Below are 12,350 nucleotides of genomic sequence, written 5' to 3'. Positions count from 1 at the left end.
CCTCCGGATCACGCCGGGCGCTTCCGGGGCACCTCCCGCGACGCCTCCCGGGCGTTTCTCAGGGCGCTTGCCGGAGCTGTCCGCCCAGGGCCGCTCGGAGCCGGTAGTCGGCGCAGTGCTCCACCGCCACCAGGGCCGGCAGCGCGGCCGCCCAGAGCCGGCCGACGGCCTCCGGCCCGGGCCGGTCGGCCTCCTCGGCGGCGAGCAGCACCTGGCCGGCCGCCATCGTCGTCAGCAGTTCGGCGGCGGCCCGGCGGTCCAGCCCGGGGCGCAGCTCGCCGGCCTCGGCGGCGCGGTCCAGCAGCCGGTGGACGACGGCGGTGAGGCTGCGCCAGGCGGCGTCCGCGCCGGGCGGGCCGTCCGGGGTGTCGGCCCGGGGTGGGCCCTGGCGGCCGAGCCGGACGCCGGCCCGGACCATCACGTCCTCGCGCAGCAGCCGGGCGAGTTCGTGCGAGAAGTCGATCAGGCCCTGGAGGGCCGGTCCGCCGGAGCGCAGGGCGCGCAGCGCGGCCGAGCCGATCTCGCGCCCGGCGGCGGCACGCACGCCGTCGGCGAGGGCCTGCTTGGAGACGAAGTGGAAGTAGAGGGCCCCCTTGCTCACCCCGGCCCGGCGGCTGATGTCGACCAGGCTGGCGGCCTCGAAGCCCACGCCGGCGAACGTGTCCGCCGCGGCGAGCAGCACGGCACGCCTGGTCCGCCCCGCGCGTTCCTGCTTGACCACTGGGCCCCTCCGGACTCGGCCGGACGCGTTTCCCCCCGCCCGCCCCGCTGCTGTCAGCGCGCCGCCGTTGGGGGCGACGCCTCGCATGCGGACGGCGCCGACCGAAACCGCATGGTTGGTATCTAATCTAGCTCCTTCGCCGACCCCGCCGTCCAGTGGGGAGCACCCCCGCCCCGGGCCTGCCACCCCCTGGGCGGCCATTACCCCAGTCCAGAGGCCGGGTAGCGTGGTCGCGTCGGGCTGCGCGGCAGGGGCCACCCCAGACGCAGAAGAGAAACCGGGTGGTCTGTATGTTTTCTTTCAGGCGGCCGTACCGGCCGCTCGACCGCCACCCTGGAGTAGGGCCCGTCATGCCATTGATCGTAGAGCCGGACGCCCACGGTCCGTACGCCCACCCCGGTCCCGGCTACGACTTCCACGAGCGGACCGTCTCCCGCCACCTGGTGCACCGCACCTCGGTGTCCGAGGTGTTCCTCACCGGCTGGCAGGCCACCGGTCCGTACGACTTCCTGCTCGGCGCCCAGTGGCCCCGGCTGCACGCCTTCTACCGCCTGCCCGGGGACCGCTTCCACGACCCGGTGCTGATGGCCGAGACCATCCGGCAGGCCGGACTGCTGATCGGCCACGCCGGCTTCGGGGTGCCGCGCGGCCACCACTTCGTCATGGAGGACCTCTCCTACGCGCTCGGCCCGGACGGCCTGCGCGGCCTGGCCGTCACCACCGGACCGGCCTCGCTGATGCTCGCGGTCGGCTGCGAGGACGTCCGGATGCGGCACGGGCGGCTGGTCTCGCTGCGGGTGCACATCGACATATCCCGGGACGGCCACCCGATCGGCCACGGCTCCGGCCAGTTGCGGGTCGTCTCCCCCGCCTCCTACGCCCGGCTGCGCGGCCCCGAGCGGCGGGCCGCCACCCTGCCCCGGCCGCCCGCGCCCACCGCGCCCGAACTGGTCGGCCGCGCACAGCCCACGGACGTCGTGCTCAGCCCCACCCTGCGGCCCGACACCTGGCTGCTGCGCACCGACGCCGGGCACCCGGTGCTGTTCGACCACGAGCTGGACCACGTGCCCGGGATGCTGGTGCTGGAGGCCGCCCGGCAGGCCGCCCAGCGGCTGCGCCACCCCGAACCGGTGGTGCCGGTCGAGCTGGTGACGTCCTTCGACCACTACATCGAGCTGGACCGGCCCTGCCTCGTCCAGGCGGTCCACGAGCAGGCGCCGGACGGCCGCCGGCTGCCCGTCCGGGTGCTGCTGGTCCAGGACGGGCGGACGGCGGCCGACTGCCGGCTGCTCACCGAACCGATCGACGGGCCCGCCGACGGATCGGCGGACAGGCCGGCCGACAGGCGGGGTGACAGACCGGGCGACAGACCGGGCGAGCCGCCGACGGTGCCCGCCCGGCGGGAGGCCTTCGACGACCGCCCCGCCGGCCAGGGCATCGGCAGCCCCCGGCTGCCACTGGCCAGTTGAACCGGCCTCCCCCGAGCGCCCCCTGAGCACCCCCTGGGCTCCCTCGACCGCCCGCTAGGCGGCGACCAGCGCCGACGGCCGACCGGCGTGCATCACGCTGAGGTTGGTGGCCAGCCGGACCGGGTCCTGGGCCAGCCAGAGCCGCAGCGCCGCGCCCAGCATCGCGCTGGCCGACTCGATCCGGACCTCGGTGACCTGCGCGATCCGTGCCGCGCCGGGCACCAGCAGGTCGGCCAGCGGGGTCGGCAGCCAGACCGTCAACGCGCACGGCGCCGGCGCCGCCAGGGCGCCCAGCAGGCGGTAGGCGTCCACCGGCGAGCTGAGCGTGGGGATGATGTCCAGCAGGCCGTCGGCCACCACCTCGGACACGTCGCTGCGGTGTCCCTGGGCGAGCCGGCGGAGCAACGTGCGCTCGGCGGCGGTGATTCGGACGGTCAGCATGACCTCGTCGCACTCCATTGCGCGATTTCCTCCTCGTTCCTCCCCGTGCCGGCCGGCGGCCGGCACGAACTACCCCTGTCGCACCTCGGCCCGGCTACCTTCTGCGGAGAGCCGGGCCGGTGGGTGACTGTGTGCCCCGGTCAGATCCCCGCGTAGGAGTGCTTGCCGGTGACGAAGATGTTCACGCCGTAGTAGTTGAAGAGCCAGCAGGCGAAGGCCGCCAGCGCCAGGTAGGCCGCCTTGCGGCCCTTCCAGCCGGCCGTCGCGCGGGCGTGCAGGTAGCAGGCGTAGGCGACCCAGGTGATGAACGACCAGGTCTCCTTCGGGTCCCACTCCCAGTACTTGCCCCAGGCCGCCTCGGCCCAGATCGCGCCCGCGATGATGGTGAAGGTCCAGAGCGGGAAGACCAGGGCGTTGATCCGGTAGGACAGCTTGTCGAAGGTGGACGCGGCGGGCAGCCGGCGCCAGACCGACGCCGGGGTGCCCAGCGGGCCGGTGGTCAGGCCGGCCGCGATCCGCTTGTCGAAGGAGTCCTTGCCGAGGTACAGCAGCGTGGCGATGAACGCCGCGTAGAAGGCGCCGCCGCAGAAGATCGCGGTCGAGACGTGGATCGCCAGCCACGGCGAGTGCAGCGCCGGGACGAGCTGCTCGGAGTCGGTGTAGAGCACCGTGGTGGCGATGCCGAGGGTCAGCAGCCCCGCGAGCACGACCGGCAGGCCGAGCCAGCGGACGTTCTTCTTCGAGGCCAGCAGCACCAGGTACGCCGCCGTCATGGCGAAGGCGAAGGCGCAGGAGAACTCGTACATGTTGCCCCACGGCCAGCGGGAGACCGAGAGGCCGCGGGTGACGATGCCGCCGGCGTGCAGCAGGGCACCCAGCACGGTGAGCGAGACCGCGATCCGGCCGGCCAGGTCGGCCCGGGTGCTGTTGCCGGCCGCGCCCGGACCGTCCTCCTCGTCCGCGCCGCGCCCGCTGGTGACCACCGTCGCGCCCTCGCCCGCCAGGGCGGTGCGGGTGAGCGTGGTGGTGCCGCCGCCGGCCCCCGCCACGGTAACGGTGACCTTCTTCGCGCCCTTGGTGCCGGCGACGGTCTCGGACAGGCTGCCCGACTGCTCCGTCGAGCGGACGGCGACGGCGCCCTTGCTGCCGAAAGTCCACTCGATCATGTGGGCGAACATGGCGAGCGTGTAGACCACCATCGCCGAATAGATCAGCTTGTTGGAGAGGTCGGCCAGCTGTGGGTCGACCCCCGAGGCGAGATGCACCGTCTACTCCTTGGAGTTCTGGTCGGCAGGGACTGCGGGTTCTGCGGGTGCGTCCGAAGCCGCGGCGGCCTCGGGTCCGGGGGCCTCGGCTGCGGGGTCCTCGGCTTCGGGATCCTCGGGCGCGGGGCCTTCGGGTGCGGCGTCGTCCTCGTCCTCCGACGCCGGGGCGTCGTCCTGGAGGTCCACCGCGAGTTCGGCCAGCTCCTCGGCGATCTTCGCCGACTCACTGCGGGCCAGACCGGCCAGCTCCACCTGGGTGCCGCCGCCCGGCAGGGCGACCGCGCGCACCCAGATCCGGCGGCGCTGCACGAACAGCGAGCCGATCAGGCCGAGGATCGCCAGCACCGCACCGGTCAGGGCGATCGTGTTGCCCGGGCGGTGCGAGACGTTGAAGCTGGCCCACTGCTTGTAGCCCTCGAAGGTGACGCTGCCGTAGCCGTCCGGCAGGTCCCAGGCCTGGCCGGGCTTGAGCCGGGCCTTGGCGGGCTGGCCGTCCTGGGTCAGCTGGGTCAGCTTCCGGTCGTTGAGCTGGTAGATGTTCTGCGGCAGGCCGGAGTCGGTGCCCAGGTCGCCCGCGAAGGCGTTCAGCACCAGCTCGGGGGCGGCGTCGCCGGGGTAGAGCGAGACCGGGCCGGTGCCCTCGAAGCTCAGCGGCGCGGTCGGCAGGAAGAAGCCGGAGAAGCCCATCTGGGTCGGGTTGCCGTCCGGGCCAGCGCCGTAGTCGGAGACCTTCACGACACCGGTCGAGGTCAGGTTGCTGTCCTGCGGCAGGAACGGCACGGCACCCCGGTAGACGACGTCGCCCTTGCCGTTCTTGACGGTGATGACCGGGGCGTAGCCGTGGCCGATCAGGAAGACCTTGCTGCCGCCGATCTCCAGCGGGTGGTTGACCTCGATCGTGCCCTGCTTGAGCTTCGAGGTGTCCTCGCCCGCCGTGTACTCGACGTTCGCGGTGAACTGCCGGGCGGCGCCGATCTGGTCGCCCTTGTCCTGGAACTTGGCGGTGAAGCCGTTCAGCTTCAGGTAGAAGGGGTCGAGGTCCTCGGTGCCGTAGAACCGCGTGCCGTTGAAGTCGTCGAGCTGGGTGATGGTGTTGGAGTAGCCCTCGCCCTCGACCATCAGCTTGCCGCCGGTGCCGGACGCCAGGCTGGCCCAGGCGAAGCCGCCGAGCAGCGCGAACAGCGACATGTGGAAGAGCAGGTTGCCGACCTCGCGCAGGTAGCCCTTCTCGGCGGCCACCGAGCCGCCGGCCAGGTTGGCGCGGAACCGGCGCTTGCGCAGCAGCCGGTGGGCGGCGGCGTTCACCGCGTCGGCGTCCGCCTCGGTGCGCCAGACCGCGTAGACCGGCATCCGGGTCAGGTTGCGCGGCGCGGCCGGCGGCTGGGCCCGCAGCACGCCGACGAACTGCCAGGTGCGCGGGACGATGCAGCCGGCCAGCGAGACGAACAGCAGGATGTAGATCGCGGAGAACCAGACCGAGCTGTAGACGTCGAACAGTTGGAGCTTCTCGTAGATCGGCGCGACCGTGGTGTGGTGCGTCTTCCACGCCTCGACCTTGAGCAGGCCCTGGCCGTTCTGGTACTGCGGGATCAGCGAGCCCGGGATGGCGGCCAGCGACAGCAGGAAGAGCAGGATCAGCGCGACCCGCATCGAGGTCAGCTGGCGCCACATCCAGCGCGCCCAGCCCAGGACCCCTATGCCGGTGGGGCCCTCGGACTCGACCGGCGCGCTGCTGAGCCGCTCGGCGGCCGCGTCGTCCGGCGCCGGGGGCAGCTCGGCCTCGGTCGTGGTCTTGCTCACGGTCAGATTCCGATCGAGAAGTCGGCGGTCCAGGACTGCAGTTCGCTCATCGTCGAGTCCCAGATGCCGGTGACGAGCAGCAGACCGACTGCGACGAGCATGCCGCCGCCGATCCGCATGACGAGCGGGTAGTGCCGCTTGACCCAGCCGAAGGCACCCAGGGCCCGGCGGAAGGCCAGCGCGGCCACGATGAACGGTACGCCCAGTCCCAGGCAGTAGAAGGTCATCAGCAGGGCGCCGCGCTCCGCGTCGGCCTGGTTCAGGGCCAGGTTCTGGACGGTCGCCAGGGTCGGGCCGATGCAGGGCGTCCAGCCGACGCCGAACACCATGCCGAGCAGCGGGGCGCCCAGCAGGCCGACCGCCGGGCGGCGGTGGGAGCGCACCTCGCGCATGCTCAGGCCGGGGACGAGGCCCATGAAGGCGAGGCCCATCACGATGGTCAGCGCGCCGAGCACGATCGAGATGACCCGCTTGTGCGCCTGGAGGGTGTCGCCGAACTGGCCGAACAGCGCCCCGCCCGAGACGAACACCGCGGTGAAGCCGAGGATGAACAGCGTCGCCCCGAGCAGCATCCGGCCGCGCCGCGCACCGCGGGCGTCCGCGAGGTCGGCGGCGGAGAAGCCGGTCACGTACGACAGGTAGCCGGGGACGAGCGGCAGCACGCAGGGCGAGAAGAACGACACCAGCCCGGCCGCCAGCGCGATCGGCGCGGCCACCAGCAGTGCCCCGCTCTGGAGGGTCCCGGTGTTGTCGGCGAGCTGTAGCGGCAGGCTCACTGCTTCGGCTCCGCGACCACCGGCTGGAGGATCGACTCCAGCGCGTCCTGGGTCGTGCCGCCGACGGCGCGGGCGGCCAGCTTGCCGTCGCGGTCGACGATCAGGGTGGTCGGGAGCGACTGCAGGCTGAGGCTGCCCTTGGGGAACTTGAGCAGCTGGGTGCCCGCCGGGTCGAAGATGCTCGGGTAGGTGACGCCCTGCTCCTGCTCGAAGCGGACGGCGTTGGTCTTGTCGCTGTCCCGGGTGTTGACGCCGAGGAACTGGACGCCCTGGTCCTTGTACTTCTCCGAGACGGCCTGGAGGCTCTTCGCCTCGGCCCGGCACGGCCCGCACCAGGAGCCCCAGACGTTCAGCACCACGACCTTGCCGTGGTAGTCCGAGAGCTTGGTCTGGCCGCCGTCCAGGGTCTCCCCGGAGATGTCCGGTGCGCTCCCGCGCCTGCCGGTGTCCACCTTCGACAGGTTGGTCCCCTTGACGGTGACGAAGCCGACCTGGCCTTCGCCGCTGCCCGACGAGCCCGAGGACGAACAGCCGGTGAGGACGAGCGCAGCGGCGGCGACAGTGGCGGCAGCTGCGGCGACACGGGGACGGGGGCGCGCCATGGCAGACATGTGAAAAGTTTCGCATGGAGTTCCGGGCAGGTTCGCCGGGGTCCTCCCTAGCGCGTCGCACCCCCTCTGACCTGTGACGGAGTCGGGCCGCCCGGCTCTCGCCGGGCGGCCCGATCCCATACTTACGCGGGGTTTACCAACGGCCCCGCGGGCTCACGCGCCGAAGCTCTTGCCCACCGGCTTGTCCTTGCCGCCCTTGCCGATCAGGTGCGCGGGCAGCAGGTCGCGGGCCGGCTCGCGGTAGCCGACCGAGACGATCTTGTCGCCCTCGAAGGTGAAGCTGGTCAGCGAGGCCAGCGAGCACTGCCGGCGGCGCGGGTCGTGCCAGAGCCGGCGGCGCTCGACGAAGGAGCGGACGATCCAGATCGGCAGCTGGTGGCTGACGCAGACCGCCTCGTGCCCGCGCGCGGCGTCCCGGGCGGCGCCGAGCGCGCCCATCATCCGCACCACCTGGTCGAGGTAGGGCTCGCCCCAGGAGGGCTTGAACGGGTTGGTGAGGTACTTCCAGTAGCCCGGGTTCCGCAGCGAGCCGTCGCCGACGCCGAAGGTCTTGCCCTCGAAGATGTTGTCCGCCTCGATCAGCCGCTCGTCCGCCGCGACGTCCAGGCCGTGCGCCTTGGCGATCGGCCCGGCGGTCTCCTGGGCCCGCTCCAGCGGGGACGCCACCACGTGGGTGATGTCCCGGCCGGCCAGGTCCTCGGCGACCCGCTCGGCCATCTCCCGGCCCAGCTCGGACAGCCGGTAGCCCGGCAGGCGCCCGTACAGGATGCCCTCCGGGTTGTGCACCTCACCGTGCCGCATCAGATGGACGACGGTGATCTCTTTGGCGCTCACTTCTCAGTACTCCTGGGGCTCGCAGGGATGGATCGGGGCCTGGGTCCTGTCCGGCCTAGACCGTGGCCGCGGCGGCCGCGCGGGCGGCGGCCGGAAGGGCGGCGGCGATCCGCTCGATCGCCCGCTCGTCGTGGGCCGCCGAGACGAACCAGGACTCGAAGGCGGACGGCGGCAGGTAGACACCCTCGGCGAGCATCGCGTGGAAGAAGGCGGTGAAACGGTACGCCTCCTGGGTCTTGGCCTCGTCGTAGTTGGTGACGGCGGCCTCGGTGAAGAACACCGAGAACATGTTCCCGGCGGTCTGCAGCCGGTGCGTCACGCCCTCCTTGGTGAGCGCCTCCGACACCAGGCCGGAGATCTCGGCAGCGACCTTGTCCACGGTCGCGTACACCTCGTCGGTGCAGCCGCGCAGTTGGGCCAGGCCGGCCGCGGTGGCGATCGGGTTACCGGACAGGGTGCCCGCCTGGTAGACCGGGCCGGCCGGGGCCAGGTGGGCCATCACGTCGGCGCGCCCGCCGAAGGCCGCGGCCGGGAAGCCGCCGCCCATGACCTTGCCGAAGGTCAGCAGGTCCGGCGCCCAGCCCTCGTTCGCCGCCTCCAGGCCGTACCAGCCGGCCTTGGAGACGCGGAAGCCGGTCATCACCTCGTCCGAGACGAACAGCGCGCCGTTCGTCCGGCAGAGCCGGGCCAGGCCCGCGTTGAAGCCGGGCAGCGGCGGGACGACGCCCATGTTGCCGGGCGAGGCCTCGGTGATCACGCAGGCGATCTCGCCCGGGTGGGCGGCGAAGGCCTGCTCGACGGCGGCCAGGTCGTTGTAGGGCAGCACGATGGTGTCGCCGGCCTGGGCGCCGGTGACGCCCGGGGTGTCCGGCAGGCCGAAGGTGGCCACGCCCGAACCGGCGGCGGCCAGCAGGGCGTCCACGTGGCCGTGGTAGCAGCCGGCGAACTTCACCACCTTCGCGCGCCCGGTGAAGCCGCGGGCCAGCCGGATCGCGGACATGGTGGCCTCGGTGCCGGAGGAGACCAGGCGGACCTGCTCGACCGGGGCGACCCGGCCGACGATCTCCTCGGCCAGCTCGACCTCGCCCTGGCCGGGCGTGCCGAAGGAGGTGCCGCGGGTGACCGCCTGCTGGACGGCGTCGATCACCGCGGGGTGCGCGTGGCCGAGGATCATCGGGCCCCACGAGCACACCAGGTCGACGTACTCGCGGCCGTCGGCGTCGGTGAGGTAGGGGCCGGTGCCGGACACCATGAAGCGCGGCGTGCCGCCGACCGCGCGGAAGGCGCGCACCGGGGAGTTGACGCCGCCGGGCGTCACGACGGAGGCGCGGTCGAACAGCGACTGGGACTGGGGGGCTTCGTAGGGGTAGCTCACGGGAGACATGGTCTCAAATCGTGTCCTTGAGCTCTGCATGTCGGACCCGATCATCTGGAACGATGATCCGGGCACCGTTGTCTGTACGGTGGTCCGTACAGACGGGGCCGCTGACTGCTCCGGAGCACGGACCAGTCAGACTGTGCACTCAGAGTGCGCAAGTGTTCCGGTTGTGTGCAGGGGTGTGGAGAGGACTGCCGCGTACCGCGAGTGGGTACGGCGGCGCATGACGGGTAAGGAGCACGTCCGGAGGGACGCCGGACGTGCGGGGGTCTGTCGATTCCGGCGAATTCCGGTGAGGATGGTCCGAGTGTCCGAGGCGCAGGACGGCTACGACGAGGCTGCGGGGGGCTCCCGCAGGCCCGCCGAAACCGCACGCGGGGGTAAGGGAGCGGGCACGGGTCGTGGCCGCCGCGGCGGCGAGAGGCGGGGTGAGGGACGCGTGGGGGTGACGTACAAGTACTTCGGCGCACCGGACCGCGCCACCGCCGCCAGAGTCCCCACCGCCCTCGGACCGGGCGGGCTCGGCCTGGACGCCGGCGAACTCGGCTCGCTCGGGCGGCTCGGCGACCTGATGGAGACCAGCGGCTCCCCCAACGGCCACCTCTCCACCAAGATCAAGCCGGAGACCATGAGCGCCATGGTCCTCACCGGCATCCAGGGCGTCCCGCTGCACCAGGTCCCGCCGCTGGAACTCGTCGTGCTGCACCCCGACTACGCCGTCGTCCAACTCCCGCAGAACGTCGTCGAACCGCTCCGCAAGGCCGACGAGACCGAACTCGGCGCCGCCGCCTTCATCTGGTCCACCGTCCCCGACCGGCGCGGACCGCGCGACGCCTTCGTGATCTACAGCATGCTGCACGAGTGGCAGGACTTCGCCAACCGCCTGCACGAGGCCGGGCACCAGCTGTACTGCCTGGTCTGGCCGTAGGACTTCCCGGAATCCTTCGTCCCGCCCGCCGAACGGCGGCCGGGACGAAGGGATATGACCTCGCGTCAGCTCGTCCGGGCGCGGCGCGCCCGCCGTACCGCCCGTTCGCTCTCCACCGGTTCCGCCAGCGGCCCGTCCACCAGGCGCGTCAGCGCCGACACGAACACGTCCCGCTCCGGGCCGGGCAGCGACTCCAGCACCTCCCGGTGCACCCGGTCGGCGATCGCGGTGCCCCGCTCGACGGCGCGCTCGCCCGCCTCGGTGACGGAGATGATCCTGGCCCGGCGGTCGGTCGCGGACGGGCGGCGCTCGGCCAGGCCCGCCTTCTCCAGCTCGTCCACGGTGACCACCATGGTGGTCTTGTCCAGGTCCGACAGCTCGGCCAGCTGGATCTGGGTGCGCTCGGTCTCCTGCGCGTGGAACAGCACGGAGTACGCGCGGGGGGTGATCCCGAGTTCGGTGAAGGCGGCCGCCATCCGGGTCGCCAGCACGTGGCTCGCGTGGTCCAGCAGGCCGGAGATGTCACGGATCTGGCGCACGGGCGGGGTCGTCGTCATACGTCCGAGATTAGCAACGGCCCGTCCGCTGCCGGATGATCCCGTTGGCAACCAACCCCGGGTCTACGGGATGCCCAACTCGAACAGCGCATACCCCGCGTACCAGCCCGCCGCCACCACCGGCATCGCGAGCAGGCCGACCAGCGAGGACGTCCGTACCCGGCGCAGTGCCACCGCCAGGCCGATGAACAGCGGGAAGGCCGGCAGCAGGTAGCGCGAGATGTTGCCGAAGATCTGGTTGCTGCTCAGCGCGGTGGCGATGGTGAGCACCGTGTAGACCACCAGCACCAGCGGCGGCCGGGTGCGCCACAGCAGCACCAGCAGTCCGGGCAGGGCGATCAGCAGGGCGATCGCGATCAGGTCCGGGATGGGGTTGGACTGCCAGAAGTTCCAGTGCCCGGTGATCACGTCCATGACGGTGCGGACCGTGGAGGCGCCGCCGTCGAAGTAACGGTTCCAGGCGCCCCGCTGGAGCTTGAAGTAGCCGCCCCAGTCGCCCATCCGGTAGCCGACCCAGACGACGTACCCGATCAGGCCCCACGGGGTGATCAGCATCGCGGTCAGCGGCCGGGCCACCCCGTCGGTGCGCCGGATCAGCGCCACCAGCGCGGCGATCGACACCGCGGCGATCAGCGCGGCGGCGGTCGGCCGGTTGAGGCCCGCCACCAGCGCCAGCACGCCGGCCGTCAGCCAGTGGCGGGTCATCACGCAGTAGCAGGCCCAGGCGGACAGCGCGACGAACAGCGAGTCCGAGTAGACCGCCCACTCCACCCCCGAACCCGGGAACAGGCCCCAGATCACCGCGGCGATCACGCCCGCCCGGAAACCGCCGAGCCGCTCCGCGATCGCGAAGATCCCCGCCGCCGCGACGAGCGAGGCGATCACCGAGACGGCGATCCCGGAGCCGTACGGGCCGAGCCCGGTGACCGCGCCGACCAGCCGCATCAGCCACGGGTAGAGCGGGAAGAAGGCGGCCGAGTTCTCGTAGTAGGAGGCCAGCGGCCAGCCGTGCATCGGGAGCAGCTGCGGGTCGTAGCCGTTCTCGGCGATCCGCTGGTACCAGACGCCGTCCCAGGTGCCCAGCACGTCCCACGGCTGGGCGCCGCCGCCGCGGCCCGGGTTCTTCTTGAGGTAGTCCCCGGTGTGCGACAGCAGCAGCATGAAGACCGTGAGGCCGATGGCCTTGACCACCGCGTACGCCCCGAGCGCGGGCGCGAAGCGCTCCACCAGGGCGCCGAACCGCCCGGGCCGCCGGCCCGCCCGCTCCTCGGAGCGCTCCGCGGGCCGCTCCGCCTCCGGCGCCGCGGGCGCGCCGGGCTCGGTGCTGGACGACTCGGTGCTCGATGCCGTGCTCATCTGCTCTGGGTACTCCCCGCCACGCTGGTGGTCCGCGCGGCTACGGCGCAGCGATTTCAGGTGAGCCTACGGCACGTCCCCACCTGCCCCGCGAACGCCCGCCCACCCCCCAAACCCCCGGGGGGGGGGCGCCGCGCCCGGGGGCGGGGGGCGGCCCGCCGCGCGGCCGGGGGGGGGGGCGCGGGGGGGGAGTCGGCGGGGGGAGGGGTAGGTG

General features: G+C 72.6%; 12 protein-coding genes. 2 read left to right on the top strand and 10 right to left on the bottom strand.

What is annotated here, in order from left to right:
- Positions 1 to 58 precede the first annotated feature (58 nt).
- Complete coding sequence (locus AB0O82_RS03590) at positions 59 to 721, bottom strand: ScbR family autoregulator-binding transcription factor (protein ID WP_363579945.1); 663 nt, start codon at positions 719 to 721, stop codon at positions 59 to 61.
- Positions 722 to 1,071: 350 nt separating this feature from the next.
- Between AB0O82_RS03590 and AB0O82_RS03585 the strand changes: the two genes are divergently transcribed.
- Positions 1,072 to 2,190: a ScbA/BarX family gamma-butyrolactone biosynthesis protein gene (locus AB0O82_RS03585; protein WP_363579944.1), complete on the top strand. Its 1,119-nt coding sequence runs from the start codon at positions 1,072 to 1,074 to the stop codon at positions 2,188 to 2,190.
- Between the two features lie 54 nt (positions 2,191 to 2,244).
- On the opposite strand, the gene AB0O82_RS03580 is transcribed toward AB0O82_RS03585, so the two are convergent.
- The 7 genes from AB0O82_RS03580 to hemL form a co-directional block, all read right to left on the bottom strand.
- A complete protein-coding gene (locus AB0O82_RS03580) occupies positions 2,245 to 2,631 on the bottom strand; it encodes a hypothetical protein (protein ID WP_363579943.1) in 387 nt (128 codons plus the stop codon).
- 140 nt (positions 2,632 to 2,771) lie between these two features.
- A complete protein-coding gene (ccsB, locus tag AB0O82_RS03575; RefSeq protein WP_063348874.1) occupies positions 2,772 to 3,896 on the bottom strand; it encodes a c-type cytochrome biogenesis protein CcsB in 1,125 nt (374 codons plus the stop codon).
- Positions 3,897 to 3,899: 3 nt separating this feature from the next.
- The gene (locus AB0O82_RS03570; RefSeq protein WP_363579942.1) at positions 3,900 to 5,696 is read right to left on the bottom strand and encodes a cytochrome c biogenesis protein ResB; all 1,797 of its coding nucleotides are present in this window, start codon (positions 5,694 to 5,696) and stop codon (positions 3,900 to 3,902) included.
- Between the two features lie 2 nt (positions 5,697 to 5,698).
- Positions 5,699 to 6,472: a cytochrome c biogenesis protein CcdA gene (locus tag AB0O82_RS03565; RefSeq protein WP_363579941.1), complete on the bottom strand. Its 774-nt coding sequence runs from the start codon at positions 6,470 to 6,472 to the stop codon at positions 5,699 to 5,701.
- The gene (locus AB0O82_RS03560; RefSeq protein WP_363579940.1) at positions 6,469 to 7,074 is read right to left on the bottom strand and encodes a TlpA disulfide reductase family protein; all 606 of its coding nucleotides are present in this window, start codon (positions 7,072 to 7,074) and stop codon (positions 6,469 to 6,471) included. The genes AB0O82_RS03565 and AB0O82_RS03560 overlap by 4 nt, the downstream gene beginning before the upstream one ends.
- 162 nt (positions 7,075 to 7,236) lie before the next feature.
- Positions 7,237 to 7,884: a histidine phosphatase family protein gene (locus AB0O82_RS03555; RefSeq protein ID WP_079136296.1), complete on the bottom strand. Its 648-nt coding sequence runs from the start codon at positions 7,882 to 7,884 to the stop codon at positions 7,237 to 7,239.
- An 88-nt stretch (positions 7,885 to 7,972) separates the two neighbouring features.
- Complete coding sequence (gene hemL / locus AB0O82_RS03550; protein ID WP_363579939.1) at positions 7,973 to 9,301, bottom strand: glutamate-1-semialdehyde 2,1-aminomutase; 1,329 nt, start codon at positions 9,299 to 9,301, stop codon at positions 7,973 to 7,975.
- A gap of 433 nt (positions 9,302 to 9,734) precedes the next feature.
- Between hemL and AB0O82_RS03545 the strand changes: the two genes are divergently transcribed.
- Positions 9,735 to 10,223 carry a hypothetical protein gene (locus AB0O82_RS03545; protein WP_063348869.1) on the top strand — a complete coding sequence of 163 codons (489 nt, stop codon included), beginning with the start codon at positions 9,735 to 9,737 and terminating at the stop codon, positions 10,221 to 10,223.
- A 65-nt stretch (positions 10,224 to 10,288) separates the two neighbouring features.
- On the opposite strand, the gene AB0O82_RS03540 is transcribed toward AB0O82_RS03545, so the two are convergent.
- Positions 10,289 to 10,780 (bottom strand): MarR family transcriptional regulator, encoded by a 492-nt coding sequence (locus AB0O82_RS03540; RefSeq protein WP_363579938.1) that lies wholly within the window; start codon positions 10,778 to 10,780, stop codon positions 10,289 to 10,291.
- Between the two features lie 63 nt (positions 10,781 to 10,843).
- Positions 10,844 to 12,136 carry a glycosyltransferase family 39 protein gene (locus AB0O82_RS03535; protein ID WP_363579937.1) on the bottom strand — a complete coding sequence of 431 codons (1,293 nt, stop codon included), beginning with the start codon at positions 12,134 to 12,136 and terminating at the stop codon, positions 10,844 to 10,846.
- Positions 12,137 to 12,350: the final 214 nt, after the last annotated feature.

The sequence above is a fragment of the Kitasatospora sp. NPDC088264 genome, assembly GCF_040685715.1.
Classification (GTDB): Bacteria; Actinomycetota; Actinomycetes; order Streptomycetales; family Streptomycetaceae; genus Kitasatospora.
This window is presented reverse-complemented; position numbering and strand designations above follow the sequence as displayed.

Bases quoted from the DNA above. Each gene is read 5' to 3' on its own strand.
- AB0O82_RS03585 (WP_363579944.1), top strand. From the start codon at position 1,072: ATGCCATTGATCGTAGAGCCGGACGCCCACGGTCCGTACGCCCACCCC.
- AB0O82_RS03560 (WP_363579940.1), bottom strand. From the start codon at position 7,074: ATGGCGCGCCCCCGTCCCCGTGTCGCCGCAGCTGCCGCCACTGTCGCC.
- AB0O82_RS03535 (WP_363579937.1), bottom strand. From the start codon at position 12,136: ATGAGCACGGCATCGAGCACCGAGTCGTCCAGCACCGAGCCCGGCGCG.
- AB0O82_RS03540 (WP_363579938.1), bottom strand. From the start codon at position 10,780: ATGACGACGACCCCGCCCGTGCGCCAGATCCGTGACATCTCCGGCCTG.
- AB0O82_RS03555 (WP_079136296.1), bottom strand. From the start codon at position 7,884: ATGCGGCACGGTGAGGTGCACAACCCGGAGGGCATCCTGTACGGGCGC.
- AB0O82_RS03580 (WP_363579943.1), bottom strand. From the start codon at position 2,631: ATGCTGACCGTCCGAATCACCGCCGCCGAGCGCACGTTGCTCCGCCGG.
- hemL (WP_363579939.1), bottom strand. From the start codon at position 9,301: ATGTCTCCCGTGAGCTACCCCTACGAAGCCCCCCAGTCCCAGTCGCTG.